Here is a 26,906-nt window from a genome sequence, read left to right as displayed (position 1 = left end):
AAAAGGGGAAACGTTCAACCATTTACCAAGTGTATTTGTAAACTTAGACGTTTGGCAAAGCTATGCATTTGCAGCACCAGGATCAGATAATGGTTTAGAAAGTCCAGTAGCAATGATTGCGTTACAAGGTACAGACATTGACGATGAAAAAATCGAAAACAGCTTTGATGAAATCGAAACATTTACAAAATCAGAAGCTGTAATGGGGATGCCAGGTTATAAAGAAGAAAGCGGAACAATCTATATGATGCTTGCCTTCTTATTCATCATTTCAGCAGTTATTATTGCGGTATTCTTCTATGTATTCATTTTGCAAAAAACACAGCAGTTCGGTGTCATGAAAGCAATTGGTGCATCAGATAGCTTTATTAAAAGATCAATTATTTCACAAGTATTTGTGTTATCACTAATTAGCATTATTGCTGGTATTGTATTAACGTACTTGACTGCATTTGTTTTTCCAGCGGGAATGCCGTTTAACTTAGACTTTAAAATGGTTATTTTATATGCGATTGTGTTATTAATTGTATCTGTTTTAGGTTCTGTTATTTCTGCCCGCCAAGTGACAAAAATTGATCCTTTAACAGCGATTGGGAGAGTGGAATAAATGACAGGTTTAGTACTGAAAAATGTAACAAAATCATTTAAAGAAGGGAACTCTATAGTGGATGCACTTAAAGATGTATCCCTTACAGTAAACCCTGGTGAGTTCATCGCTATTATAGGTCCATCAGGTTCAGGGAAAAGTACGCTTTTATCGATTGCGGGGGCATTACTTCAGCCATCGACAGGCGAAGTACTTGTTAACGGTACAGATATCGGCAAGATGAAGGAAAAAGATTTATCGGCTTTTCGCTTAACAGATGTTGGATTCATTTTACAAACATCAAACTTAATTCCATATTTAACGGTGTTAGATCAGTTGCTGCTAATCCGTAAAATGAAAGGCAAAGTAACATCAGAGGATACAAAATTTGCGAAAACATTATTAACGGAATTAGGATTAGGTGATAAATTCCAAAAATTCCCCAATGAGCTATCTGGCGGGGAACGTCAGCGTGTTGCGATTGCTCGTGCATTTGTAAATAATTCAAATATCATTTTAGCCGATGAACCAACAGCGAGTTTAGATTCTAAGCGTGCATTTGAAGTCGTAAAGCAAATCCGAAAAGAAGTTAAAGAACGCAGCAAAGCAGCGATTATGGTAACCCACGATGAACGTATGCTGGAGTTTTGCGACAAAGTTTACCGTATGGAAGACGGACTGTTAACTCTGGAAGGATAAACAAATTATATTTACCGTATTTAAAGTAAATTTATACTTTAAATACGGTTTTTTATTTTCATAAATCATCCTCATTAACCATACGACTAATTATACTCAGTGAAAGGTGATATCGATGTGGCTACTAGGTTTTTTATGGACTTCAACAGGCATATTCATTGGAGGCATGCTCGCTTGGCTTTTTAAAGGAATCAACCAAAAGGCATATATTATTTATGCGCTTTGTACAGGGGTAATTCTAGGTTTAATCAGTTTTGAAATACTCCCGGAAGCTGTAGAATCAGGCGGCTGGTTAAGTACAATTGTTGGATTTATTCTAGGGATGATGCTATTCAAAGTGCTACATAGTAGTGTGCACTTTAAACAAGATAAAGAAATTCACGCTAAAAAGAAAATATATATTCGAACTGGCATATTATTAATGCTTAGTTTTGCGGTTCACAATTTACCGGTTGGAATAACGTTAGGTGCCAATGATGAACCCGATTTTACAAAGGCCATACTTCAAACACTTTTATTTCATAGTATTCCCGAGGGAATAATTTTGTTTATTCCTTTAATTTTGGCTGGATTAAATATATTTACTGTTTTAATAATTTCACTTCTCGTATCGATTCCAGTAGCTTTGGGGGTTTTTATCGGTAGTTTTCTTGTTCATCCGTTACTTAATACTATCTTCATGAGTTTCGCTATGGGGATGATTTTTATAGTTACCGTATCAGAAATCTTATATCCGGCACTTCATAAATCTTCAGTCTTCAAAATTTTATGCGGTACATTTATCGGATTTGGATTAATCGGATATTATCTGCATTTACTTTAAAATTTAGAACATCGATTTTAATGAATTTGGAAAATTATGTACATATATATGTTAAACTACTAAAAGCAATTACTAACAAATGGAGGAAATCTATGGTCGATATAAAAAACTACGATACATTCAAGAAAATTGAAGCGATCCATAAAGGGTGGTCGGACGATAAAAAGTACTATATCGAAACAGTTACAAATGAGAGGCTGTTGCTTCGCATATGCGATATCGCGGAATATGATAAAAAGAAAGGTGAATATGAAATCATAAATTGTTTAGCTGAAAGGAGCTTGCCTTTGTCACGGCCTGTCGATTTTGGGATTTGTGACAATGGCAAAAGTGTCTATACGATTTTCTTATGGTGTGACGGAGAGGACGTGGAGCAGATACTGCCTAACCTGACAGAAGCCGATCAGTATTCACTAGGGGTGAAATCAGGGCAGATACTGAAGCAAATTCACAGCATTCCTGCACCAGCAGAGCAGGAAGACTGGGGAACAAGGTTTAATCGTAAAGCAGACAGTAAAATCAAACTGTACCAGGATTGTGATGTAAAAATTCCGGGGGACGATAAAATCATTCGGTACATCGAAGAGAACAGACAGCTCCTTGAAGGAAGAGAGCAAAGTTTTCACCATGGCGATTACCATGTTGGAAATATGGTTATATCCCCACAGAAAGAGCTGTATGTAATTGATTTTAACCGCAGTGACTATGGAGACCCGTGGGAAGAGTTTAATCGGATAGTGTGGAGTGCCGATATTAGTCCGTACTTTGCTACAGGGCAGCTTAACGGTTATTTTAATGGAACACCGCCGATGGAATTTTTCTCTCTACTTGCTTTTTATATTAGCAGTAATATGCTGTCATCCATTCCTTGGGCTGCAAATTACAGTGATCATGATTTAAACATAATGAAAAATCAGGCAAAAAACGTTTTGGAATGGTTTGACGGTATGAATAATCCTGTTCCGACCTGGTATAAGGGAGAATTAAATTTGGTTGATTAAAAGTTAGAGGACACTAAATAGGATAGAACGGAGATGAAATAATGGGAAGAGAATTTTGGATTCCATTACTTGCCTCGTTTGCAACAATGGCTGTTTTATATTTTATCGGTTATGTAGCTAACATAGATTTTCTGATATTTAAAATTTCACTCTCATATACGGAGATTGCTTTACTGCCAATATTTGTAGGTGCAGCAGTCGGAATAATAACTGAACGAATGCTCAAAAGGAAGGCAGGGGAAATTAAATGATTGCCTATTACTACGATCAGCTTCATACATGGGGGAAAGAAGATGAATTCTTCATGGAGTTGATACAATTAACAAAAGCTAAAAAAGTTGCCGACCTAGGATGTGGTACTGGACGGGTGACTATAGAATTGGCGAAGGCCGGTTATGAAGTGACTGGAATCGATCCAAATGAAGAAGCCGTTCTTCGAGCTCAAAGCAAAGATAATGCGCAGTCGGTTTCATGGATAATCGGCGATAGTCAGGACTTAACAATTAACTCATATGATGCAGTAATAATGACAGCTAATGTAGCACAGGTTTTTATTTCGGAAGAGAGCTGGAAAAATGTACTGCAGGATGTATTCACAGCTTTAAAGCCTGGCGGACACTTTATTTTTGATGCACGGAACCCTCAAGCAAAAGCATGGGAAGAATGGCAAAAAGATGAGAAAGCAGATGAACTCCAAGATGTTCATACTGGTGACCCTTTGCTGTACTGGGATGAATATAAGGGGTTAGATCGCAATGTTTTTACCTTTTATGAAAAAATCAGAAATGTTAATACGGGTATTACACACGAAGCAAAGGTCCAGCTAATATTCCGTAGCCTGGAAGAAATTTTGTACTCACTGAAAAAAGCGGGCTTTGCGACAGTGAACACATATGAGGATTTCAAGTTACAGCCAGCTACTAATCAGGCAAAGTCGTTTATATTTCATTGTGTGAAATGAGTTGAATACCAGCTGTTAAAGAATAGGAGGGGGTTTTTGGTTAACTTATTGGAAAATGCCTTTCAGATTTCGGGAGCAATCCTCCTCATATGTGGTATATATTTTTATTGGCATTTTAGAAAAATGGAGAAAGAAAAAAAGCTAACCTCAACTGAACGCGGAATTTACTTGGTTACGCAAATCGCATTGTATGGTTGTGCGGGGAGCTACTTACTTTTGTTTCTGAATAAATAAAACACAAGTGCAAATAAGTAAGAATCCTGTTTTCTTGTACAGGATTTTTTTATTCCACTGAAGTACCAAAATTTAAATTTCTAGAATCTTTTCTTACTATTGAAACGTACGATTAAGAAGAAAGGAAATGGAGGCTAAGACAGATGGAGAAGACGAAGAAATTAATGGCCGGCGTTTCAGCAACAGCGCTTACATTAAGTTTGGCCGGCTGCGGTACTTCAAATAGCAGTTTACCGCCAAAGCCTACAGACCAAAGCTGCAGAGATTGGGACTGGTCGGAAGAAGAAGGTGTGTGGCGATGCGACGAAAGCCGTTCGGGACATTACGGCGCTTATTATTATGGGGGAAGATATTTCAATAATAAATCGGCACTAAGCAGTGACAGCAGCTACATAAATTATAAAAACAGCGATAGCTTTAAGGCCGCAAAATCTAGTTCAGGTTTTGGCAGTGGCACGAAAAGTTTCGGAGGATAGGGGAGACAAAAATAACATGAACGGGTATTTAAATTTTTTATCATATCTTGGTGTGTCTTTAGGTTTGTTAATTATCGGAATGGTACTGTTTGCGCTCAGTACACCAAAGATTAAAGAATTTCAATTAATTGCACAAAGGAATGTATCGGCCGCAATGTTATTAGGTGGTAAAGTAGTCGGACTTGCAATTGTATTAGGTGCAGCTGCCGAGTATTCGATTTCTTTAGTGGATATGGCGATATGGGGATCGATTGGAATTGTAGCACAAGTAATCGTATTTTTCCTGGCAGAAGTTATAACAATCCGATTCAGTATTCAAAAGGCGATTGAAGAAGATAATCGTGCAGTCGGAACAATTTTATTGTCGTTATCAATTGCGGTTGGTTGGATTGTAGCAAAATGTATATCTTATTAATTTAAGGAGGGGGAACTGTGAAGCGTTTAATTTACTATGTAGATAAGGGAAACGACCATTATGAGCCGTTTTATGAGTACACGGAAACAAATGTAGGACTCGATGAGTTTTATGCAAGACAACTTTGCACCTATTTTATTATGCGCGGTACACAGTATGAGCTCGTATCGAATGAAATGGAAGAAGATACGGAAGTTCTGGTTTTAAAGGAGATGGGTCGCAATTTATCCGGTGAGGATGAGAAAAGCTTTCGGGAGAGGGGCATACATATAGAGTTTAGAAGCCCAAACGAACGTGAAAATTATCGTCTGTTATCGCGTATTCCCTGTGCTACTCATTTTGAAGTGATCCGCTACTTATTGAAAGATGTGGTGGATATACCGTCCATTGGGCAAATGCTCGTTACATCTACAGAGATTGACGAAGATCGTGGTGTTTATGTAATTTACGTAACCGAGATGAAAGTGAGCTGAGCAATACATGACGAACAGCGAGCGCAGCCATTTTTATGCGAAGATCGACCAATTTTGGGCAGATTTATATGACGAGGAGTACGCCCTCTTTGATCTTTATGAAGTAACAGATGGAGAGGTCGAAAAAGTCCGTATAGCTACGGAATGTGCCGGAAAAATCTATTTTAAGACAGCCCATTTATTACGCAATATTCCGGATGAAGCACTGCTTGAAATGGGGTATCCGGAAGAAACACTTCCTTTACTACGCCTGAAAACACTGGAAGCCGAAAGTATAATTGCTCGTTTTGATTTTATTGCACATAATGACGGTTATAAATGTATTGAAATGAATTCTGATACACCTACCTTCATTAAGGAATTGTTTGTTATAAACGAACAAGTTTGCAAAGAATTCGGCATGAAAAATCCGAATGCCGAAATGGAAGAGCTGTTAAGAAGCAATGTACGAAAAAGTGTTGCCCAAAGTATATTTTCTCCTGATGCACATATTGTTTTTACCGCACATGATGATAATATAGAAGATTATCTTACTACGCTTTACATAATGCAATTTGTTCCCGGAGCGAAGTTTACGCCTTTACATCAGTTACACATACAAAAAGGTGTGGGATTGTTTGATGAAGACGGAAAGCGAATCGACTTACTGTATCGTCCGACATTTCCGATTGAAAATTTAATTCAGGACGAAGATGATGCGCAGAATAGAATAGGATTGTGGTTAATAGAACTGGTAGAGCTGAATTTGCTGACGATACTCAACCCGCCTTCTGCATTTTTACTGCAAAACAAAGCAGTACAGGCCATTATCTGGGGCTTGCATGAAGAAAAAAATGCATTTTTCACTTCCGAAGAGCATGAATGGATTGAAGAATACTTTTTACCGACGTATTTGGAAGACACCCCATTCATCGAAAAAGGGCTGCGCTATGTGAAGAAACCGGTATTTGGCCGTGAGGGAGATACGGTGGAAATTTATTCTGAAGACGGACAGCTTATAAAAGAGGATGTCCAAAAATCGTATAATCACTATCCAAAAGTCTACCAGCAATTTATCGAGCAACCGAAAACAACATTCCAAAGCGAAAAAGGAGTACAAACAGGGGAATTATTGGTCGGCAGTTTTTTAATAAGCGGAAAACCGGCAGCAATGGGGTTGCGTGTTGGCGGGATGATTACAAATAATTTATCGTATTATTTACCGATCGGAACGAAAAGAGATTAGAGGTGCATAGAACTTGAGCAATCAGTCTATTGCTAATTTATCATTTCTAATATGTGCGGTTATTTTATTGAATAACGTGACAGCCCATATTTTAAATACGGAAATTTCCAAATTAACATTTAATCTATCGATACTTTTAATGATTATGTTATTTATCAATGGCGTGTTGTTTCCATAAGAAAAAGGCCAGTAAATAAATATGGCTGGGACAGATGCAACTTAAGTTTGTCCCAGCAACAATATTAAAATAGTAAATCCGATATAACTTGGACAATTAAAAGGGAAAATATAATTGGTAGCAGAATCTCTACCCATTTCCCTTTTAAATAAGGAATGATTTTCAGACCGATATGTGAGCCGACGATCGATCCTACAGCTACCGGAACGGCCACTCCCCAATTAACAATGCCATAAAATAAGTAAAATAAAAAAGCAGTCGTACAGCTTGCAAACATTAAGAAACGAGTCATTTCTGCGGCCATTACATAGCCGACTTGTTTTTTCAGAAAATATGTAATGTTTAGCAGTGCAGACCCTGTTCCTAGCCCGCCATCATAAATACTAATAAAAAAAGGCGCGATTAAATTAGATTTCTTTTCAATGTCCGGCTGTTCATTTACAACTTCCTTCTTCTTACTTTTAATAACAAAAAAGAACATCACAATCAACACAGTACACGCAACAATATTCATCGTATGTTCAGCTAATCTTGTTGCTAAAAACGCCCCGCTTATACCGCCAATTGCAGCAATGAGCATAAAAGGAACCATTTTTTTCAATGATACTCTTTTTTTCCTAGTCAAAACAATGACGGTCGAAAATGATGATATGCCTGTTGCAAATTTATTAATTGCGACAGTCGCATGAATTGGAATGCCGACTAATAATAAGGAAGGAAGCAATACGAATCCTGCAGCTCCAAACATGACCCCTACAATGGAAGCAAGTAGGCCGATTGCGAATAAAATGAGCCCATCTACTGATAGCCACTCTATAAATAAGTTCTCCAAACAAATCCCCCCTCTTCACAAAATACTGCTATACTACTCATAAAACAAATATATATATTTTGTATATTCATAAATATTAGTTATGAGTGGGTGGGAAATTGAATTTACATACGCTACGAATTTTCACAAATGTTGCAAAGCTGGGCAGTATAACTGAAGCAGCGAAGTTTCTTCATATCAGTCAGCCTGCTGTTACTGTGCAAATACGCAAACTTGAAAGAGAAATCGGAGTTAAACTTATAGAAGGAAAAGGTAGAGGAATTCAGCTCACATATGAAGGTGAATTTCTTTATGAACAAGGGTTACGATTATTTCATCTGGAAGAACAGATTGATGAAAAGTTTAAGAACTTCTTGGAAAAGAAAGAGAACATAAAAATTGCTTCGTCCTATATTTCAACGAATTATATTTTACCGCCAATCATTGCAGGCTATAAATCCGAAAATCCGAATATAGATATGTATGTATCATTAGGAAATGTACAATCTGTTGAGCGTCTTGTTCTCGATTATAAAGTCGATTTTGGTTTCGTTGTGCAAAGCAATATAGGTCATGAAGATTTAAACTTTGAAAAAATAATGGACATCCCGTTTTGGTTTGTTGTCCATCCAACGCATCCTTTAGCAAACAAAGTAGTATCAATTTTTGAACTAAGTGAACATGATTTTATATATAGGGAGCGGGGCAGTTCAACGCTGGACTTGATGGAGGCTATTTTTTATACGCATAATTGCGAGTTACCGAGGTTTGGCTTACAAATAGAAGGTGTACTGGAATCGATTAAAGTTGTTGAAGCGGGGTATGGAATGGCTATTGCACCAGCATGCAGTGTAAAGGAAAAATTATCGCAAGGCAGCATTGCACGCGTCTTTGTAGATCAGGTGGAAATCAGCCAGAGCCTATTCAGTTGTACAAGAAAAGTGGACAAGATGGAACATCCGTTTATTCAATATTTGAAAAGGAACTTAAGCAATTTAGAAGTTTAAATTGCTTTTTTTGTATCAAAACTTAAGCAGAAAAATTTTTAAAAATAGTAATCGCTTACAAAATTGACACACTTCCAACGATGGAATAATCTGAGAATATAACGTCTGGAGGTGTGTGTAAATGAAGTTTTTATCCAATCCTAAGCCTTATAAAGTAATCATTCCGAAAGTACTGCAAGTGATTTTGAACATAGGTTTAACCGTACTGGCATTGGCTCTTTGCGTCATGCTCATCATCGAAATGGTCGAGCTTTTAAAGTTCATATTTAACGGGGAAAAGCATGAATACAAATACTTTCTGGCAAAAATTTTAGTATTCTTCCTGTATTTCGAGTTTATCACGATGATTGTGAAGTACTTTAAAGAGGATTACCATTTCCCGCTTCGTTATTTTATGTATATCGGAATTACGGCAATGCTCCGACTCATTATTGTCGAACATGACTCCGCAATAGATACACTCATTTTTGCAGGGGTAATTCTGATTTTAATTATTAGTTACTATATTATCAATATTACACCGAGAGAGAGGCCGGACAGAAAAACCTAGGGCTTCGACTTATCAAAAAAGGCTAATTAATAAGATTAGCCATCTACCCGATATAACTTAACTCCTGTTAATTAATCTTCTCAACGACCAACTGCCACTTTCCGTTCTCATCTTTTGAAACAGAAATTTTCACGTTAATATCTTCGAACAAAATGTCTCCATCTTTATAAATTATCATTGCCATAGTCACAGCATTTAAATATCGTACATCTCTATAGGAAGCTAAATATTTTACAGTTGTATTATTTGGGATTTCATAAAAAGATAACATTATAAGGAAAATAACACAATGAACTATAAAGTAGTGAAATTTAAATAAGCGCATCTATCTTATATGATAGATACGCTTATTGGTATTAGGCTTATAAATGGTTGTATTTAAGAAACCCCTTCACTCCACGTAGAACGCACTGAATGATTGGTCCTTTTCTTGTCACGCATTCTTAAATACATATTGTTAGATAAAAGTGCAATAATAATCAACACTGTTCCAACAATATCAAATACCGTTACCGCATTCCCCTGAACAATGGATATGAACAGTGTTGTAACAGGAACGAAATTGATGAACAGTAATGCATTTAAAGGGGATAAGTAGCTAACGCCAACGTTCCAGCCCAATAAAGCAATAACACCCGGGAAAATAATCATAAACAGCAAGTGGGGACCTACTGCGACTACATCATTTACAGCCGGCATCGGTACAGCACCGAACATTGTTGCAGCTAAAGTAACGAGTATTGCGGTTACCGTTCCAAGTAAACAGCTCAAGGTAGAATAGCGCAAAGCAGACCAATGACTAAATTCATTGGCACCCATTGTATAAATAACCCAGCCAACGACAGCAATAAAAATTAACAGTGACGGGATAAACTGACCAGTCGTGCCTAAAAATGCCTGAAGATCGCCTTTTGTAATTACTAATACAGCCCCGACAAATGATAGCATTACACAGAGTAAAGTAAAAAGGGATGGACGGTGCTTAAAAATCATCCACGAGATTACAATTGAAATCATCGGCATCAGTGATTCCATAATAGAGGCCGTCATAACACCGGACTGCCCAAGCAAATCCTCGCCCCAGAAAATAAGCAAATTATATATTGTAAAGGCCATAGTACCGAAAAACCAAAGCTGAAGGCCTTTCCCTTCTAAACGGAAAGCGCTCTTTCCTTCTTTCCATAATAGCAGCACAATCAAAATGATCGTCACAGCGCCGTATCTGAAAATTGTAAAGTAAAATGGATCTATATGTTTAAACGCATCATGTGCTACCGGAAACATTGCCCCCCATGATACTGCAGCTATAAAACAAAGAATAGAACCTATTAAAACACTATTTTTCAATCGTATTTACCTCTCTCATTCAATTAATGTCTACATCATCTTACAATTGAAATGGTATCTCGTAAAATGAATAAAAAACATTGTTAATATCACATTTTTTGATACCATAATAGAAGGTTATATAGAAAGATGGTGAAAAAAAATGGAGTTTAAAGACTTGGAAATATTCCAGCTCGTTGCGGAGAAAGGCACTGTTACGGAAGTTGCAAAAGATTTGAATTACGTACAATCGAATATTACATCGAGAATTCAAAAGCTTGAGGCAGAGTTAAATACACCATTGTTTAATAGACATCGTCGTGGAATGATTTTAACACCCGAAGGAAAAAAATTATTAGCCTATAGTGAGAAAATATTATTGCTGACGGATGAAATGAAACGCGCTGTCCTTAATAAAGAGGAACCAATCGGCAAACTGGAAATCGGTACAGTGGAAACGGTTTATCATTTACCGAACATTTTGTCTTCCTATATTAAAAGCTATGAAAATGTAGATTTGTCACTAATAACAGGAGTTACGGAAAAGTTAGAAGAAAAAGTATTAAATTATAAATTGGATGGGGCATTTATTACGGCTTCAAATGTTCATCCTGATCTTGAAGCGTACGATGTATTTAATGAGGAACTTGTCCTGATTACCGAATCTCGTAAGAACACATTGGAGGGATTGAAAGATGAACCCTTCCTATGTTTTAAAAAAGGCTGCGGTTACCGTGCACGTCTGGAAAAATGGTATGAGCAAGAAGGTGCAATGCCTGAAAAAGTGATGGAGTTCGGAACATTGGAAACTATTATACGCAGTGTCGCGATGGGGCTCGGCGTATCATTTGTCCCAAGGTCGGCAGTAGCTCACCTAGAAAAAAGCGGAGAGATCGCTTGTCATCAATTGCCAAGTGAATACAGCAAAGTTAAAACAGTCTTTATACGCAGGGCAGATGCGTACTTAACGACAACTATCGAAAAATTTATTGAAACAATTCAACATAATAGACAGTTAATCTAAACATGGAGTATGAGAATGGGATTATCTGATGGTAAATAAGATATTAAAAATTTAACAATTGTTGTGTATTTATCGCAGCGATTGTTTTTTTGTTTTGAGCAATTCTTTTACTGGTGGAAGTATGAATTAAAGAGATTTGAAAACATTATAGTTATGTTTAAAAAATATAGGAGGATTTATCATGAACACCTACAAAGGTACGAATAAAATGATCATCGGAATTGTATTCGGTGTTATTACATTCTGGTTATTTGCTCAAGCAATGGTAAACGTTGTACCAGCTGTTCAAGAAGATTTAGGTATTTCGCTTGGTACGATTAATATTGCCATTAGTTTATCGGCTTTATTCTCAGGGATGTTCATCGTAGCAGCAGGTGGTCTTGCTGACAAAATTGGACGTAAAAAAATTGCGGTTATAGGTTACTGGTTAAGCATTCTTGGTTCGCTCTGTTTAGTATTGGCACAAGGTGCAGTTTTATTAATTATCGGCCGAATCATTATTGGTCTTTCGGCGGCATTCATTATGCCATCCACAATAGCTTTAATTAAAGCATATTTTGATGGTCCGGACCGTCAAAGAGCACTGAGCTACTGGTCAATTGGTTCTTGGGGAGGTTCTGGTGTTGCATCATTTGCAGGCGGTGCAATTGCGACTTCACTAGGATGGAGATGGATTTTCATCTTCTCGATTGTTTTTGCTTTAGTTGGCTTGTTTTTGCTGAAAGATACACCTGAAAGTAAGCAGGAATCATCAGGGAAATTCCGATTTGACTATGTTGGTTTAGGAATCTTTATTGTTACAATGGTTGCATTAAATATCTTTATCACATATGGTGCAGACTTTGGGTGGACAAGCGGTATTTCGTTGCTTTTATTGGCAGTAGCAGTAATTGGTTTAATTATATTCATTCGGGTAGAGATGAAAAAAGAAGTTGTACTAATCGACTTTGCAGTATTTAAAAATAAAGCCTATACAGGTGCAACAATATCGAACTTTTTACTTAATGCAATTGCGGGAACATTAGTAGTGGCGAATACTTACGTACAAGTTGGTCGCGGATTTAATGCTTTCCAATCCGGTTTACTTTCACTCGGCTATTTAGTAACAGTACTGGCGATGATTCGTGTAGGCGAAAAGATACTTCAACGTGTCGGTGCGAAAAAACCAATGATTTGGGGTGGAGTAATTACTACAGTTGGTGTCGCGTTAATGGGATTAACCTTCCTACCGGATTTAGCGTATACAATTGCAGTGTTCGTAGGATTTGCCTTATTCGGTCTTGGTTTAGGGATTTATGCAACACCTTCGACAGATACATCGGTATCCAATGCACCTTCTGATAAAGTAGGAGAAGCTGCAGGTGTATATAAAATGGCGAGTTCTTTAGGGAGTGCGTTCGGTGTTGCCATTTCAATGACGGCATACGGCGCGGCAGCTGCAAACGGCAATCTGGAATTTGGCGCAACAACAGGGATTATCATTAATGTTATATTCGGTGTTCTTTCCATCTTGTCAGTAATATTCTTAGTCCCAAAAAATGCAGGCAAATCAGTCGAGTAGTTTTAATAATGTAAGCGTCGAGTACAAGGCGCTTGCATTATTTCCTTTAAAATAGACGCTTAGGAGTGGTAATCATGAGACAAAAACTAATGGAGATGCTCGAAGTTCGTAAAAATGAAATAATTCAAATTCGGAGACATTTACACCAGCATCCTGAAATATCGTTCCAAGAGGAAAAAACCGCACAGTACATTCTCGATTTTTATAAAGGAAAAGATGTTGAGGTTCATTCAAACGTAGGGAACGGCTACGGTATTATCGTTACGATTAAAGGTGGAAAGCCTGGCAAAAATATTGGGCTTCGCGCAGACTTCGATGCATTGCCGATCACCGAAGAAGCTGATGTTCCGTTCAAATCCGTAAATGAAGGGGTCATGCACGCATGTGGCCATGACGGACATACTGCCTATTTACTTGTATTGGCGGACTGTTTAATCGAGTTGAAAGATGAGATTGCAGGTACAATTAAAATTATTCACCAACATGCAGAAGAAGTTCCGCCAGGCGGTGCGAAAAGTATTGTAGAATCAGGGCTTCTCGATGATTTAGATAATGTTTTTGGAATTCACTTGCTACCTATGGGACCTGTAGGGTTTGTCGGTTATAATTCAGGTTTTGCCTTCAATGGCCGTGCATACTTGAAACTGAAAATTCAAGGACGGGGCGGACATGGCTCCTCACCGCACTTGGCAAATGATGCAATTGTTGCCGGCGCACACTTTGTCACTGCTGTGCAAACAATTATAAGCCGTCGCTTAAGTCCGTTTGATATCGGTGTTATTACTATCGGCTCTTTCGATGGTAAAGGGACATTTAATGTGATTAAAGATAGTGTCGAACTTGAAGGCGATATTCGCTATATGACGATAGAAACGAAAGAAAAGATTGAAGTGGAAGTAAAAAGGTTAGTAAGAGGTCTGGAAGAACAATTCGATGTTACTTGTGAGTTGACGTATGAAAACGACTACCCACCATTATATAACGATCCGGAACTTACAGCGAAAGTAGCAGGTTATTTAATAGCTGCGAATGATCCGGACATTAAAGAGGTAAAGGAAGTACCGCCAATGTCGCCATCTGAAGACTTTGCTTATTATGCGGAAAAATTCCCGTCTTGTTTCTTCTATATTGGCTGTACACCTAAAGGAGTAGAAAAACCTTTCTACAATCATCACCCGAAATTTGATATTGATGAGGATGCTCTTTTAGTAGCAGCAAAAGCAGTGGGACATGTTGTTGCCGGCTATTATGAAGAATAAAGATAAAAAGAGTTTCGGATTATTGCCGAAGCTCTTTTTTCATGGACAAATACTTATACGAACACCTCATGTAACAAATGTATATAGAGACTTGTTGAATAATATCGATCATTTAAGCGTAATTGAAATACCTCCTATTATGGCAAGTGAAGATTTTTCCTATTATTTGCAACAAGTTCCGGGAATATATTTTTATACTGGTTCAGCTACAGAAGACTCCAATACTCAATTTCAACATCATCCAAAATTTAATATCGATGAACAGGCAATGAAAAATTCTGCGAAGGGATTTTTATTTAAGTATCGTACATTATTATTTAGTTCCAGAGGATGCCTAACAAAGTAGTTTTAATATACTTGTCTATTATGAAACCTTTTCCAAACTAATAATGTATATAGGTAAGGGAGGAATGAATATGAAATATTTTCTAATTGGTACAGGTTTATCTTTAATCGGTATTTTATTTGCTATTATTATTTGGGATGTTCATATGATTTCCAATATTACGAGCGGAATTGGTTTTATCTTTTTAATTGTGGCATGCATCTTTTCCGGAGCGTTCGTAAATGGTGACCGGATGCGGGCAAACATGGCAATGGAGACGAAAGAAAGCTGGGTTCAAAGAAATAAGATTGCATGGTATTCCCTTACAATGGCAGTTCCTAACTTTGCTGTTGCATTCATATTTTACTACTATTTAGGAAATTAATTTATTTCTAAAAAACATTACCAAAAAATACTTGTATTCATATATATTCTGATTAAGTAATATGTTAAGGTATTATAGATTTTGGAGAAGTGGGGTTAACTAGATTGAAGGTATTTCAATTAGTATTTTTATTAATTTTTACAGTTTGTTTTATTACTGTAACGCCAGCGTCGGCAGCAGAAAAAACGATCGATCAGTATTACATGGATGATGTAAGTTATGAACATGGCGCATATGAGCAGTTGGAACGTTTCTTATATGCAAATATTATCGACGGATATGAAGAACCAACAGTTTATGAAGAAGATGGTGAAGTATACGAATATACTTCAATTCTTTTAAAGCCCGAAAATAGTATTACGCGTGCACAGTTTACAAAGATTTTAGTGAACGCAATGAACTTGACAAACGGCGATATTAAAAAAGAGTTCTCTGATGTAAAATCTTCTGCATGGTATTATAATTTTGTTCAAATTGCCAGCAGTAAAGGCATTATTACCGGGAAAGAAGACGGTACATTTAAACCGAACGATAAAATTACACGTGCTCAAATGGCAGCGATGATTTATCGTGCATTTAATGGGACAGTTGATTTTACGAAAACAGGAAAAATGTTTATCGATGTAAATCCGAATAGCTATTCTTATGAGGCGATTGTGAAAACAGCAGGTGCCGGTATTGTAAATGGCTACGGAGAAACATTTAAACCGAATGATTATGCAAAACGTTCCCATGCAGTACTGATGATTGACCGTGCGTTGCATTTAGAGAGTGGTGAAGCAGAGGATGAAGCTTCAATCATTGCAACAGTGAATCGCTATATTGACAAAGAATTTGAGTTTTCTTCAGATACGGAAAACGTAGAGGATATGGATGCGCTCTATCGTGAAACAACAACAGGCTACTATTTAGCTTATTCACTTGATAGCCAATTGCTATTGGAGGATGCAGATTTTTCAACTGGTTCGAGTTCATCACAAAAAATCGGCGAGTATTCAAGTAAGGTAATTTCACTGAATAAACGTTTTGCCGCAGTAAAAATTGATGATTTGAAAGTTCATATTAAGATGACTGACCCGGAAATCAACTTTAATCTGGAAATGACATTAGACTTATCCGGAACGGCTTACTTAAAGAAAACAGAAGACGGCCTGTGGAAAATCTATAATCTGGTCTATGATGAAGAAGACTATGATAATATGCTGACTGCAGCTGCCGCGATGGAAGAACAATAATAATTCCCCCTTCTTTTATAGAGAAGGGGATTTTTTTATAGGAGCATTTAGCAGAGATTATTCAAGTACATTTCGGAAGATTGCGATATTAAGATATTATTATCTATTATATAATACATTTAAAGGGGTGATGGGCATGCATACAAAATTACAAGCAGTAGTAGATACAATGGAGTTATATCAGGCAACTTTTCCGGAAGATGCGTGTATCATTGTAGCGAGCAATGAAGAGGTTGTCGGATACTTACCAGGAAAGTACATAGATTTAAAAATTAACGTAGGGTTGAGAATGACGGATTTCCGCGGCACTGTTACAGAGCGTGCATTGACGACAAAGCGCTATTTAAGAGAGGAAAAAGGTCCGGAAAGATTTGGTTTTGCTTATATTTCATCAGCTCAGCCAATTTTTGACGGGAAAGATCTAATCGGAGTAGTAAGTGCCATTATTTCAAATGAAAAAATGGATTCCATGCGTCAATTAGCGACAGAGTTATCGAGTGCGGTAGAGGAAATGACTGCAACGAATGAAGAGTTAACTTCGGCGAGCATGGACGTATCGAGTCGTTTGGATGGACTTGTTGCATCAACAGAAATGATGACAGCCGATATCGGTGAAATTAACCAAATGGTGGACCTTGTAAAAGGAATTGCATCAAAATCACAGATTTTAGGATTAAATGCATCGATTGAAGCTGCTCGTTCTGGCGAGCATGGAAGAGGCTTTGCGGTTGTAGCAAAGGAAATTCAAAAAATGGCGCAGAACAGCAAAGAAAGCGCAGAAAAAATTGCTGCGCAGCTTAATAAAATTAGCACTTCTATTGAAGAAGTTAATGGAACGACAAGCCAAATCGCAGCATTTACAGAACAGTTTGCTACAAGTATGCATGAACTGAATGATGCATATGGAAGTGTGAATGGCACGGCAGAAAAGCTATTGGATATTAGCGAAATAAAATAATAGAAATCGAACAACCACTCCGAAAGATGATCGGAGTGGTTGTTTTTAATTCACATTCAATCGGATTTTTATAAGTGCATGTTTTAAAAATGCGGCTCCTGCAGCAACGAGAACCGTAATTAAAATAATAACTATACCGATCACTGCAACTAATGGAGGCAGTGCATTTGTATAATCGAGCAGGAAGAAGCCCGAAATGTACAAGACGAGAATGATATAGGCGCAATATTTAATATAGTTTAATCCTTGTTCAAGACGACTGGAAAAAACAGATTCCCGCTCAATAATAGTAATCATCTTCAATGTTTCATAAAGCGCATAGAAAAATGGAATTGCGGTCGCATACATACCCAACAAAATCGGATATTGCAGGTAGGCGACTTCCGGATTTAAATGCGCAGTTTCCTGAGCCACACTTGGTAAAATAAATAGACATAGTGATAATACAAGTACACCAGTTAAAATAATAAACGTTCTTAAAAATATTAAGTTTAGTTTCTGGATGTTAATCCCCCTCCATTCGGATATATGGAAAACAGACGTTGGAAAATTCGGAAAGTTTCCGAATGCGAATAATGATTTACTGCTCCTATATAATCCATTAATTGTTACAATAAGTAAAAGAGGTGAATGGAATGTTCGGTACAGATAATTATAAAAAAATAGAAAAGAATAGAAAATATTTTCTTGTTTTTAATGTCATTACGATTCTGTTTTTTACGGGTATATCCTTTACTTATGTTATTCCAAATTTAAAGGGATTTGATTTAGGCTCTTCATTTATAGTTTTTCTTATCTATATTGTTGTTGCAAATGTCTTTGTGGGGGTCTATGTCCACAAAACGGTACTGGTTTTTTTCATTTCGTTAATATTCAGTGCTCTCGGAATGGGCTGGCGTCTATGGCTTGAGTGGGGGGAATTCAGTTTAGCCGAACATACAAACATTGTTGTGATGGTAGGTTATCCATGTATTACAGCGTTTATAATTACACTTATTTATGCTGTTTCAGAAAAGTTGAAGACGAAAAAGCTCGTCATTATAGATAGGAAATAAAAGAGCTCTCAATAAAATTAGGAAGGTGGATTTGAATGGAATATCGAATGGCTACTACAGATGATATGGAATTATTAATAGATTTACGTAAGCGATTATTAGTGGAGGAAGGGCAAACGGTATCTTCCAATATTGATGAACAGTTGAGGGATTTTTTTGAGAAGCGATTGAACGCTGCCCAATTTGTTCAATGGATCATTGAGGAAGAGAAAAGTGCAATCGCTACAGGGGGCATTCAGTTTATTTCTTTTCCTCCTAGTTAACTCAATCCTACAGGCATTCGCGGGTATATTTTAAATATGTACACAACGCCGGAAAGCAGAGGTCGGGGGCTTGCCAAACACCTGGTTGAGCGACTATTGGCAGAAGCAAAAGGAAGAAATGTACATCACATATTTTTAATTTCTTCACCGATGGGAAAACCGTTATACAAAAATATCGGTTTCAAGGAAAATGATATTTACATGGAATATTTCATTAAATAACTTAGGGGGATGAAGAAATGATTTTAGAAACGGATAGACTCATATTAAAGCCATATGAAGTTGAATTTGCAGATGCTATTTTTGAAGTAGTAAAGCATAGGGAGATTGCGGATACAATGGTCATGATTCCGCATCCGTATCCACGCGAAGTTGTCGATCGGTGGATTTCCTATTTGCAAAAAAGCTTTGAGCAAGGGACAGCTTATGAGTTTGGTGTGTTTTTAAAAGAAAACAGCCGCTATATCGGTAATTGCGGGCTCGTTACGGTTTCAAAAAACCACCGAAATGCAGAGGTGGGCTATTTTATCGATGTCTCGGAGTGGGGGAAAGGCTACGCAACAGAAGCTTGCAAAAAAATAATTGATTACGGATTCCAGGAACATCAGTTAAATAGAATTTACAGCCGCTGCATGGTTAGAAATATCGCTTCAAGAAAAGTAATGGAGAAGTCCGGCATGGTTTGGGAAGGACGGCACAGGCAGGAATTTTTAAAAGACGATTTGTATGAAGATATGGACTACTTAGCTATTTTAGCGGAGGAATACTTTAAGGAATAACTTATTTAATTCATATCATTTATTGAGGTGGGGGTTATAAATGAAGCAAATGAAAGTTGATATACTTGTTGTCTTTCAACTAACTTTAGCATTTTTGGCTGCATTGATTTGTATTTATAGTTTGGTTACAGATCGCTTCCACCTGCAGCCGCTTATGTTTATCTTTATGAGTGCGATGTTTGGGATAATAGGATTTAGAGAATACAGACGGACTCAAAATAAACAGTCAGGAATTCTTTTTTTTGTTGTATCAGTAATTATATTTGGTGTTGCGTTTGTATCGTTGTTTGTTAACTAGGAAATGCAGGATTAAAGAAAGATTTCCTTAATGGCAGGGTTTTAAATTTCTTCTATAGAATCTTTCAAATTAAGCGGTATAGATACTTTTAAAAGGACTGATGAGATTGGAACAAATTCAGCAAATAAATACAACCCCGAAACATATTGTGTCTGCAGCAACGATTGTACTGAACAGTAAAAATGAGATACTGCTTATTAAAGGACCTAAACGAGGATGGGAAATGCCGGGCGGTCAAGTAGAAGAAGGCGAATCTTTGACGGCTGCAGCGATTAGGGAAACAAAAGAAGAATCGGGAATAGATGTGGAGATACTCAAATTCTGCGGTATTTTTCAAAATGTAGAGAAATGTATTTGCAATACGCTATTCTTAGCGAAACCAATCGGGGGGAACTTCTCCGGAAAGTTTGGAAGTTGGGTATTTTCCGATTGAAGAGGCTCTTGAAATGGTGACAGCCGGAAACTTTCGACAGAGAATAGAATATTGTTTGGATGCAACGAAACACCCGTTTTTTATAGATTTTTAAATGGGGGAAACTTTAAACGATATGGTTCGCAAAAGGGAGGTTTTTCTATGAAGCAGTTATTCTTTGGATTGGGTATTTCCCTGCTATGTTTAACAGGATGTTCTACAAATGAAAACCACCCTGTATCCATTGGAAGTAAAAGTTCGCAAACGATGGGGCAATACGAATCGATCGCGGCTAATTTAGATGCACCGTGGGCAATTAACAAACTAGGGGACACTATATACATATCAGAGCGAACAGGGCATATTGTAAAAGTTGTGGAAGGAGAAGTGACAAGGCAGGAAGTAAAACTTGAAAAAACTCTTTCCACTGCTTCAGAGGCGGGGCTGCTTGGCTTTGTATTAGCACCGGATTTTGAACTGTCAAATGAGGCATACGCTTATTATACGTACGAAAATGGGAGCGACCAGTTTAACCGGATTGTATTGCTTTTACTTGAAAATAATAGCTGGCTGGAGAAACGCGTAATTCTCGATGAAATCCCTAGTGGTACATATCATCACGGTGGACGTGTAAAAATCGGATCAGATCAAAAGCTTTATGCGACAGCAGGTGATGCATCGAATCCGCAAACTGCACAGGATTTGTCTACACTCGGCGGAAAAATATTGCGCATGAATTTGGACGGGAGCATTCCGGACGACAATCCTTTTTCAAATTCATATGTGTATAGTTACGGACACCGAAACCCGCAAGGTATTACTTGGTCACCGGACGGGACAATGTATGCAAGTGAGCATGGGCAAAGTGCAAATGATGAAATTAATAAAATTGAACCAGGGCAAAATTATGGCTGGCCTTTAATAGAAGGGGAAGAAAAGCAGGAAGGATTCATATCACCTTTATTTACATCAGGTAGTGAAAATACATGGGCCCCTTCAGGTATGGCATTCTACGATAACAAGCTGTATGTTGCGGCACTACGGGGAACAGCAGTGCATGAATTTGATTTTGAGTCAAAAGAGGTAAAGGAAATCGTCAATAATATGGGGAGAATCCGCGATGTATGGATTGAAGAGAATGCATTGTACTGGATAACGAATAATACGGATGGGCGCGGTACACGAGGAGAAAAGGATGATCAGCTGTACAAGCTTGAATTATAGGAGAAGGGAGTGTAAAAGTGAATTAACTTTTGCACCCCTTTTTTGTCGTTGCCGTTATTCGGATTGTTCATCCCAGAATAGTTCATCCAATGTCTTGTTTAATGATCTGCATATTGCGATACAGACACTTAATGTCGGATTATACTTGCCAAGCTCGATGAGTCCGATTGTTTGACGTGTAACCCCAACTTTCTTTGCAAGTTCGTCCTGCGATAGATCATGTTCAATTCGAGCCATTTTTAAGCGAATATTTTTCATCGGTTTCGCCCCGCATCATCATCATCTTCAAGCATTTTGCTGTTCACTTTTTGGCTTTTATTCAAGGCGCTTTTATAGGCAGCAAATAAAAGCAGTAAATAAAATGGAACGTAAATTATGAGCGAAACAATAAATACTAAAAAGAAATATTCAATTGCCTGAGAAGAACTGTCGGCATATTGGTAAGCACTGTTAATCCCCATGAAAAGTGCAATCGTCAGACCCAAGCCTATACCGATGATCAGCTGTTTTGTGCTATATGAAAACTTACTGTTGGCATCATGAAGTTCAACCTCATCCGAAAATACCCCGAGTTGTGATGAACGGAAACCATAGTATAAACTGGCGCCTATTAAAATGACCAACTCTGTAGCAACAGACTCCATACTTACTCCGGAACGGTAAAATTTAACCCCGATCGAAACGATAACAATGATCATTGTAAGTATATAGATTTCCCGGTAAATTTTATTTTGCATATTGTACACACGCTCATCCACCACTTTTTTGTTCCAAAACCCCATCTTATCCCCTCCAAATTGTTATTGTTAAACCTATTATACATTATATAAAACATAATGCAATTTATATATGTCATTATGTAATTTATTTTATACAAATCAAATAAAAAACCGCGATGCTAATTAAAGCAATCGCGGCATACCTGTTTCTCGGATTATTTAACTAAACCTAATGAGTCGAGCGGATAAAAACGGATAGATGTGGAGCCAAGAATATGTTCTTTTGAGACTAGACCGATGCGTGGATCTCGGCTGTCACTACTTTTACGGCGGTTATCGCCCATAACAAAATAATAGTCATTTGGAATTTCTGAGACACCAACTAAATCTTCCAGCGTGAAATCAGGAGTCAAGTCGCCAGGATCGTTAAGGGCAGATTTGTATTCATCCAGATAGGGCTCGTCGAATTCCTGACCATTTATATATAGTACATCGTCCTTGTATTCGATATGATCACCTGGAAGTCCGATAATCCGTTTAATAAAATATTCGCTTTCTAAACCATCGAACACTATGACATCGAATCGATCAAAATTATGAATCGATTTCCCGATTTTATTGACGATAATTCGGTCCCCGTCTTCATATGTCGGCATCATGGAAGCACCTTTCACGTCAATCGGAGTGAAAATAAACATGCGAATAGCTACAACAAACAAGGCGGTTATGGCGATAACTTTAATCCATTCAAAAAGCTCATTTTTTTCTTTTTTCATTTTCTATAACTCCTTAAAGAACCTGGCATTTCAAGTCAAATTATTTTACAACCCCATGAAGCTTCAAAGCTTCCACAAACACATCGGCAATATTCAACATGGACTGTTCATCCACATCGAATCTTGGGTGGTGATGCGGGTATACTGCATTAATTTCCGGATTGCCGCCACCTGTGAAGAAAAACGTGCCGGGCTTTTCCTGTAAATAGTAGGTGAAATCTTCTGCCCCCATGCGAGGTGGAGCATTCAATACTTGCAAGTCTGGTAAATTTATTGAGACAGCTTCGCGAAGCATAGCTGTTTCAGTCGGATGATTATATACGGCATCATAGCCGCGAGTATAGTTAAATTCAAGCTTAGCACCGTACTGAATTTCAATCGCTTTGCATAAATTGTTTAACTTTTGCTCTACCATATCACGAATCGCCGGATTGAATGTACGAACAGTCCCTGTTAAATGAGCTTTATCAGGAATGACATTACCAACTGTTCCACTTTCAATTTTTCCGACTGTAATAACAGCAGATTCAATCGGGTCAGTATTTCTGCTGACGATTGGCTGAACACCAAATACAAACTGTGCCGCTGCAACGATCGGGTCTATTGTTTCGTGTGGAGATGCGCCATGTCCGCCTTTACCTTGAATAGTGAGTTCAAAAAAGTCTGCAGCCGCCATTGCGTAACCTTCACAAAACAGCACAGTGCCTAATTCGCTCCAAGATGAAACATGGGAACCGTACACATAGTCAACACCGTCCAGGCAACCTGCCTCTACCATTGCCTTTGCACCACCTGGTACGACTTCTTCCGCAAATTGATGGATGAATACGACATTGCCATGAAGTGTGTCACGGTTACCAGCGAGTGATTTTGCCAAACCGAGCAGTGCGGCTGTATGGATATCATGACCACAAGCATGGCTTATTCCATCGACTTTCGATTTGTAAGGTACTTCTTTTTCATCTTGAATCGGAAGTGCGTCAAAATCTGCGCGGAACGCTATTGTCGGTCCATCAAAAGCACCCTCTAAATAACCTACAACCCCATTTCCTCCAACATTTTCTTTCACATCAATCCCATAAGAAAGTAGCTTTTCGGCAACGAGTTTTGGTGTATTGACTTCTTTAAATGAAAGCTCCGGATACATATGCAGATGTCTTCGGATTTCGACCATGTCCTCATAGTTTGCTTGCAGTTTCTCTTTTACGCTCATCTTCTCCACCCCTGAAAATTTATTCGTTATTCAATGCTTCCCATTCTTCTCTAAGTAGTCCCATGCGAATCGAGTCATAATAATGCCCCTCGTAATAGCGAACTTTACGAATTTTTGCTTCTAGCTGCATCCCTAGTTTTTCGCCAACACGAATCATGCGTTCATTGCCTGACCATGTCGTAAAACCAACACGCACTAATGGCATCGTATGAAATAAATGCGCAATCCATAATTTTAATGCCCGTGTTCCAATACCTTTTCCCCACGAATGCCCCTCATGCAGGACTATGCCTATTTCAAGCCACTTAGACGGTTCGTGTTCCCAGTAGTAGGAGATAATTCCGCGAACGACGCCGGATATTTCAATAACCCACATGCTTTTGTTGCCGATCCAATCCTGCATTGTCTGGATAAATTGTTCATAAGGAATCGCTCTATGCGGATAATACGGCGCATCCCATTTTTTCCATTCTGGCTGCTCATCTTTATAAATTAGTTCCCATAAACGTTCCATATCTTGCTCAATTATTGGTCGGATAGTTAATTCCTGATCTGTATACATCGTTTTCCTCTTTTCAAATAATTTTATGTTCATTGGATTGAAAAGAGTGGAAAGATTACTTTTCAATCACTTTTATAAATGTTTTCATTTCTATCAATCCTTTCAATGGCAATTACTATCATTTTATCAGAATATTCCAGTAAAAGCAGAGGGAATTGAACATTTAATAGAAAATTTTGATAAATTTTTTCTGGAAAATTTCAGAAAAAAAACGAAGACATAAAAAAAGATGAGAAAAAGTAAAAAATCACAAAAAATAGTCGAAATTATCTAAAAGAACTACTAAAATTATTAACTAAGAACTATTATTATGGCTTGAAGAATGTAAATTTTTAGAAAATGCACTAGAAAAGAATCACTAAATAGAAGTTGGTGGATAGATGGTGAAAAAAGAAGATACAAATGTACTAAGTTCAATGCAACTAACCGTAGAGGAATTACAAAATATTAAAGTTGCATTAGACGAGTCGTCCATTTTGGCTGTTACAGATCAACGAGGTATTATTACAATGGTAAACGACCGATTTTGTAAAATTTCCAAATATGAACGTTGTGAACTCATTGGTAAAGATCACCGACTTTTAAATTCAGGCTATCATCCCAAAATTTTTTTCAAGGAAATGTGGCGTACGATAGGTTCAGGTAAGACTTGGAATGGAGAAGTATGCAATCGGGCAAAGGATGGTTCAATATATTGGGTACAGACGACGATCGTGCCTTTTTTGAATGAAAAAGGAAAGCCCTATCAGTATATTTCGATTCGTACAGATATTACTGCACAAAAGAAAATTGGGGAAATGATACATATTGCGCACCATGATGATATGACAGGACTGCCAAATCGACGGATGTTGCTTAATGATTTAAAAACGCTGATAGATATTGAGCAACAGCCATTTTCACTTATGTTATTTGATGTGAACCGGTTTAAAAATATTAATGACGGCTTGGGCCATCGCGTTGGGGATATGTTTTTAGTAGAAATTGCGGAGCGGACAAAAAAATTGAAAAGTCCGCTTACGACTTTTTATCGTTTAAGCGGAGATGAATTCATCTGCATATTAAGAGATTCAGCACTCCTCGAAAGTACTGCAGAAGATATACAAGTGCTATTTAAACGCCAATTCGATTTAAATAACTATGCGTTTTATGCATCCATCAGTATCGGAGCGGTAAATTACCCGGAGCATGGTCACTCAGCACAGGACATATTAAAATATGCAGATATTGCGATGTATGAGGCAAAAAAAAGCAATAATAAAGGTTTTGTCATTTATAAAAAACAGCAGCGCTTTTCACATAACCAACTACTGACATTGGAAACAAAGTTACATGATGCCATTAAAAATCAGGCATTTGAACTATATTACCAACCGAAAGTGAATCTACAAACAAATAAAATAGAAGGTATGGAGGCACTGATTCGCTGGTTTGACGATGAACTTGGTTTTGTACCACCGGATCAGTTCATCCCGTTTGCAGAAGATTTTGGACTGATCAGTGACATTAGTGAGTGGGTTATCGCGAAAGCCGGTCGCCAAGTAACAGAATGGAATAAGCAATATAATTTAAATCTTCGTGTGGCTGTTAATATTTCGCCAAGCCATTTGAAGGCGGATAATTTTATCGAGCGTTTAAATCAGATTTTACAGGAGCATGAAATTTCACCAAGTGCACTGGAAATCGAGATAACAGAAATGAGTTTTTTAGATCAAAATTCAGATTTACTCAATACAATCAAGCATTTAAGTGAAATGGATATTACGTTAGCTATTGATGACTTTGGGACAGGCTATTCCTCATTAAGTTACTTAAAGAAATTTCCGGTAGATTTATTGAAAATAGATCGTACGTTCATTCACGAAATGTATAAAAATAGCGCAGATATTGCCATGGTTTCCGCGATGATTTCTCTGGCACGTGCCCTTAATTTAAAAGTAGTGGCGGAAGGCGTCGAGGAGCATGAGGACTTGCACCTTTTACGGGAGTTTGATTGTGAGTTTGTACAGGGCTACTATTACAGCCGTCCATTAACGATTGATGATTTTTCGCAACGTTTAAGTGAAAAGGGGATACTCGTGTAAAGATCCACG

Annotated in this window: 34 protein-coding genes and 1 pseudogene; 27 read left to right on the top strand and 8 right to left on the bottom strand. The window is 37.7% G+C overall.

The annotated features are described in order from the left end of the window. From ABS917_RS13060 to ABS917_RS13015, 10 genes are all read left to right on the top strand, one after another. A partial coding sequence (locus ABS917_RS13060; RefSeq protein ID WP_350479385.1) for an ABC transporter permease occupies positions 1 to 607 on the top strand: 607 nt, incomplete at its 5' end. Then, positions 608 to 1,285 (top strand): ABC transporter ATP-binding protein, encoded by a 678-nt coding sequence (locus ABS917_RS13055; protein ID WP_350479384.1) that lies wholly within the window; start codon positions 608 to 610, stop codon positions 1,283 to 1,285. A 115-nt stretch (positions 1,286 to 1,400) separates the two neighbouring features. Further along, positions 1,401 to 2,108, top strand: coding sequence for a ZIP family metal transporter (locus tag ABS917_RS13050; RefSeq protein WP_350479383.1), 708 nt, complete (start codon positions 1,401 to 1,403; stop codon positions 2,106 to 2,108). 92 nt (positions 2,109 to 2,200) lie between these two features. Further along, complete coding sequence (locus ABS917_RS13045) at positions 2,201 to 3,109, top strand: aminoglycoside phosphotransferase family protein (protein ID WP_350479382.1); 909 nt, start codon at positions 2,201 to 2,203, stop codon at positions 3,107 to 3,109. A gap of 41 nt (positions 3,110 to 3,150) precedes the next feature. Continuing rightward, entirely contained in the window at positions 3,151 to 3,360 is a 210-nt protein-coding gene (locus tag ABS917_RS13040; protein ID WP_350479381.1) for an ATPase, read from the top strand. Further along, entirely contained in the window at positions 3,357 to 4,070 is a 714-nt protein-coding gene (locus ABS917_RS13035; RefSeq protein ID WP_350479380.1) for a class I SAM-dependent methyltransferase, read from the top strand. The genes ABS917_RS13040 and ABS917_RS13035 overlap by 4 nt, the downstream gene beginning before the upstream one ends. A gap of 377 nt (positions 4,071 to 4,447) precedes the next feature. Continuing rightward, positions 4,448 to 4,780 carry an aminotransferase yhxA gene (locus tag ABS917_RS13030; RefSeq protein ID WP_350479379.1) on the top strand — a complete coding sequence of 111 codons (333 nt, stop codon included), beginning with the start codon at positions 4,448 to 4,450 and terminating at the stop codon, positions 4,778 to 4,780. 16 nt (positions 4,781 to 4,796) lie between these two features. Beyond that, the gene (locus tag ABS917_RS13025) at positions 4,797 to 5,195 is read left to right on the top strand and encodes a DUF350 domain-containing protein (protein ID WP_350479378.1); all 399 of its coding nucleotides are present in this window, start codon (positions 4,797 to 4,799) and stop codon (positions 5,193 to 5,195) included. Positions 5,196 to 5,212: 17 nt separating this feature from the next. Further along, positions 5,213 to 5,668, top strand: a complete 456-nt coding sequence (locus ABS917_RS13020; RefSeq protein WP_350479377.1) for an RNA helicase — start codon at positions 5,213 to 5,215, stop codon at positions 5,666 to 5,668. Positions 5,669 to 5,675: 7 nt separating this feature from the next. Then, complete coding sequence (locus ABS917_RS13015; RefSeq protein ID WP_350479376.1) at positions 5,676 to 6,893, top strand: glutathionylspermidine synthase family protein; 1,218 nt, start codon at positions 5,676 to 5,678, stop codon at positions 6,891 to 6,893. 242 nt (positions 6,894 to 7,135) lie between these two features. Here the strand turns inward: ABS917_RS13015 and ABS917_RS13010 are convergent, their stop codons facing one another. Continuing rightward, the gene (locus ABS917_RS13010; RefSeq protein WP_350479375.1) at positions 7,136 to 7,903 is read right to left on the bottom strand and encodes a sulfite exporter TauE/SafE family protein; all 768 of its coding nucleotides are present in this window, start codon (positions 7,901 to 7,903) and stop codon (positions 7,136 to 7,138) included. 98 nt (positions 7,904 to 8,001) lie between these two features. On the opposite strand from ABS917_RS13010, the gene ABS917_RS13005 reads away from it, so the two are divergent. Beyond that, positions 8,002 to 8,889 (top strand): LysR family transcriptional regulator, encoded by an 888-nt coding sequence (locus ABS917_RS13005; RefSeq protein WP_350479374.1) that lies wholly within the window; start codon positions 8,002 to 8,004, stop codon positions 8,887 to 8,889. Positions 8,890 to 9,010: 121 nt separating this feature from the next. Further along, entirely contained in the window at positions 9,011 to 9,439 is a 429-nt protein-coding gene (gene psiE / locus ABS917_RS13000; RefSeq protein WP_350479373.1) for a phosphate-starvation-inducible protein PsiE, read from the top strand. A gap of 378 nt (positions 9,440 to 9,817) precedes the next feature. Here the strand turns inward: psiE and ABS917_RS12995 are convergent, their stop codons facing one another. Next, on the bottom strand, positions 9,818 to 10,786 hold the full coding sequence (locus ABS917_RS12995; RefSeq protein ID WP_350479372.1) for a DMT family transporter: 969 nt from the start codon (positions 10,784 to 10,786) through the stop codon (positions 9,818 to 9,820). A gap of 142 nt (positions 10,787 to 10,928) precedes the next feature. Here ABS917_RS12995 and ABS917_RS12990 point away from each other — a divergent pair, with 142 nt between their 5' ends. The 7 genes from ABS917_RS12990 to ABS917_RS12960 all read left to right on the top strand — a co-directional run bounded on the left by ABS917_RS12990 (position 10,929) and on the right by ABS917_RS12960 (position 17,512). Continuing rightward, positions 10,929 to 11,789 carry a LysR family transcriptional regulator gene (locus ABS917_RS12990; protein ID WP_350479371.1) on the top strand — a complete coding sequence of 287 codons (861 nt, stop codon included), beginning with the start codon at positions 10,929 to 10,931 and terminating at the stop codon, positions 11,787 to 11,789. A gap of 181 nt (positions 11,790 to 11,970) precedes the next feature. After that, positions 11,971 to 13,350, top strand: coding sequence for an MFS transporter (locus ABS917_RS12985; protein WP_350479370.1), 1,380 nt, complete (start codon positions 11,971 to 11,973; stop codon positions 13,348 to 13,350). A 74-nt stretch (positions 13,351 to 13,424) separates the two neighbouring features. Further along, positions 13,425 to 14,609 carry an amidohydrolase gene (locus ABS917_RS12980; protein ID WP_350479369.1) on the top strand — a complete coding sequence of 395 codons (1,185 nt, stop codon included), beginning with the start codon at positions 13,425 to 13,427 and terminating at the stop codon, positions 14,607 to 14,609. After that, positions 14,587 to 14,955 (top strand): M20/M25/M40 family metallo-hydrolase, encoded by a 369-nt coding sequence (locus ABS917_RS12975; RefSeq protein ID WP_350479368.1) that lies wholly within the window; start codon positions 14,587 to 14,589, stop codon positions 14,953 to 14,955. Before ABS917_RS12980 ends, ABS917_RS12975 begins: the two co-directional genes overlap by 23 nt. Positions 14,956 to 15,025: 70 nt before the next feature. Further along, complete coding sequence (locus tag ABS917_RS12970) at positions 15,026 to 15,319, top strand: DUF5316 domain-containing protein (protein ID WP_350479367.1); 294 nt, start codon at positions 15,026 to 15,028, stop codon at positions 15,317 to 15,319. Positions 15,320 to 15,423: 104 nt separating this feature from the next. Beyond that, complete coding sequence (locus ABS917_RS12965) at positions 15,424 to 16,554, top strand: S-layer homology domain-containing protein (protein WP_350479366.1); 1,131 nt, start codon at positions 15,424 to 15,426, stop codon at positions 16,552 to 16,554. Positions 16,555 to 16,690: 136 nt separating this feature from the next. Further along, positions 16,691 to 17,512: a methyl-accepting chemotaxis protein gene (locus tag ABS917_RS12960; protein WP_350479365.1), complete on the top strand. Its 822-nt coding sequence runs from the start codon at positions 16,691 to 16,693 to the stop codon at positions 17,510 to 17,512. Positions 17,513 to 17,557: 45 nt separating this feature from the next. Here ABS917_RS12960 and ABS917_RS12955 read toward each other — a convergent pair whose 3' ends face one another. After that, the gene (locus ABS917_RS12955; RefSeq protein WP_350479364.1) at positions 17,558 to 17,926 is read right to left on the bottom strand and encodes a DUF2975 domain-containing protein; all 369 of its coding nucleotides are present in this window, start codon (positions 17,924 to 17,926) and stop codon (positions 17,558 to 17,560) included. A gap of 221 nt (positions 17,927 to 18,147) precedes the next feature. On the opposite strand from ABS917_RS12955, the gene ABS917_RS12950 reads away from it, so the two are divergent. From ABS917_RS12950 to ABS917_RS12920, 7 genes and pseudogenes are all read left to right on the top strand, one after another. Then, positions 18,148 to 18,567 carry an ABC transporter permease gene (locus ABS917_RS12950; RefSeq protein ID WP_350479363.1) on the top strand — a complete coding sequence of 140 codons (420 nt, stop codon included), beginning with the start codon at positions 18,148 to 18,150 and terminating at the stop codon, positions 18,565 to 18,567. Between the two features lie 35 nt (positions 18,568 to 18,602). Then, positions 18,603 to 18,830: a hypothetical protein gene (locus ABS917_RS12945; protein WP_350479362.1), complete on the top strand. Its 228-nt coding sequence runs from the start codon at positions 18,603 to 18,605 to the stop codon at positions 18,828 to 18,830. Positions 18,831 to 18,845: 15 nt separating this feature from the next. Next, the gene (locus tag ABS917_RS12940) at positions 18,846 to 19,052 is read left to right on the top strand and encodes a GNAT family N-acetyltransferase (RefSeq protein ID WP_350479389.1); all 207 of its coding nucleotides are present in this window, start codon (positions 18,846 to 18,848) and stop codon (positions 19,050 to 19,052) included. A gap of 17 nt (positions 19,053 to 19,069) precedes the next feature. Continuing rightward, on the top strand, positions 19,070 to 19,609 hold the full coding sequence (locus ABS917_RS12935; protein ID WP_350479361.1) for a GNAT family N-acetyltransferase: 540 nt from the start codon (positions 19,070 to 19,072) through the stop codon (positions 19,607 to 19,609). Positions 19,610 to 19,649: 40 nt separating this feature from the next. After that, complete coding sequence (locus ABS917_RS12930) at positions 19,650 to 19,907, top strand: YczI family protein (RefSeq protein ID WP_350479360.1); 258 nt, start codon at positions 19,650 to 19,652, stop codon at positions 19,905 to 19,907. Positions 19,908 to 20,007: 100 nt separating this feature from the next. Continuing rightward, positions 20,008 to 20,434 (top strand): annotated as a pseudogene (locus tag ABS917_RS12925) (NUDIX hydrolase). A 47-nt stretch (positions 20,435 to 20,481) separates the two neighbouring features. After that, positions 20,482 to 21,543, top strand: coding sequence for a PQQ-dependent sugar dehydrogenase (locus tag ABS917_RS12920; protein WP_350479359.1), 1,062 nt, complete (start codon positions 20,482 to 20,484; stop codon positions 21,541 to 21,543). A 54-nt stretch (positions 21,544 to 21,597) separates the two neighbouring features. Here ABS917_RS12920 and ABS917_RS12915 read toward each other — a convergent pair whose 3' ends face one another. The 5 genes from ABS917_RS12915 to ABS917_RS12895 form a co-directional block, all read right to left on the bottom strand. Further along, positions 21,598 to 21,801, bottom strand: a complete 204-nt coding sequence (locus ABS917_RS12915) for a helix-turn-helix transcriptional regulator (protein WP_350479358.1) — start codon at positions 21,799 to 21,801, stop codon at positions 21,598 to 21,600. Then, the gene (locus tag ABS917_RS12910) at positions 21,798 to 22,325 is read right to left on the bottom strand and encodes a DUF6773 family protein (protein ID WP_350479357.1); all 528 of its coding nucleotides are present in this window, start codon (positions 22,323 to 22,325) and stop codon (positions 21,798 to 21,800) included. The genes ABS917_RS12915 and ABS917_RS12910 overlap by 4 nt, the downstream gene beginning before the upstream one ends. A 152-nt stretch (positions 22,326 to 22,477) precedes the next feature. Beyond that, the gene (gene lepB, locus ABS917_RS12905) at positions 22,478 to 23,038 is read right to left on the bottom strand and encodes a signal peptidase I (protein WP_350479356.1); all 561 of its coding nucleotides are present in this window, start codon (positions 23,036 to 23,038) and stop codon (positions 22,478 to 22,480) included. A 40-nt stretch (positions 23,039 to 23,078) separates the two neighbouring features. Then, a complete protein-coding gene (locus ABS917_RS12900; protein ID WP_350479355.1) occupies positions 23,079 to 24,251 on the bottom strand; it encodes a M20 metallopeptidase family protein in 1,173 nt (390 codons plus the stop codon). A 19-nt stretch (positions 24,252 to 24,270) separates the two neighbouring features. Then, a complete protein-coding gene (locus tag ABS917_RS12895) occupies positions 24,271 to 24,813 on the bottom strand; it encodes a GNAT family N-acetyltransferase (protein ID WP_350479354.1) in 543 nt (180 codons plus the stop codon). A gap of 380 nt (positions 24,814 to 25,193) precedes the next feature. On the opposite strand from ABS917_RS12895, the gene ABS917_RS12890 reads away from it, so the two are divergent. Next, on the top strand, positions 25,194 to 26,897 hold the full coding sequence (locus ABS917_RS12890) for a sensor domain-containing protein (RefSeq protein ID WP_350479353.1): 1,704 nt from the start codon (positions 25,194 to 25,196) through the stop codon (positions 26,895 to 26,897). Positions 26,898 to 26,906 lie beyond the last annotated feature (9 nt).

This window comes from Solibacillus sp., assembly GCF_040273735.1.
Taxonomy (GTDB): Bacteria; Bacillota; Bacilli; order Bacillales_A; family Planococcaceae; genus Solibacillus.
Note: the sequence above shows the minus strand (reverse complement) of the source record. Positions and strands in the feature narration are given on the sequence as shown.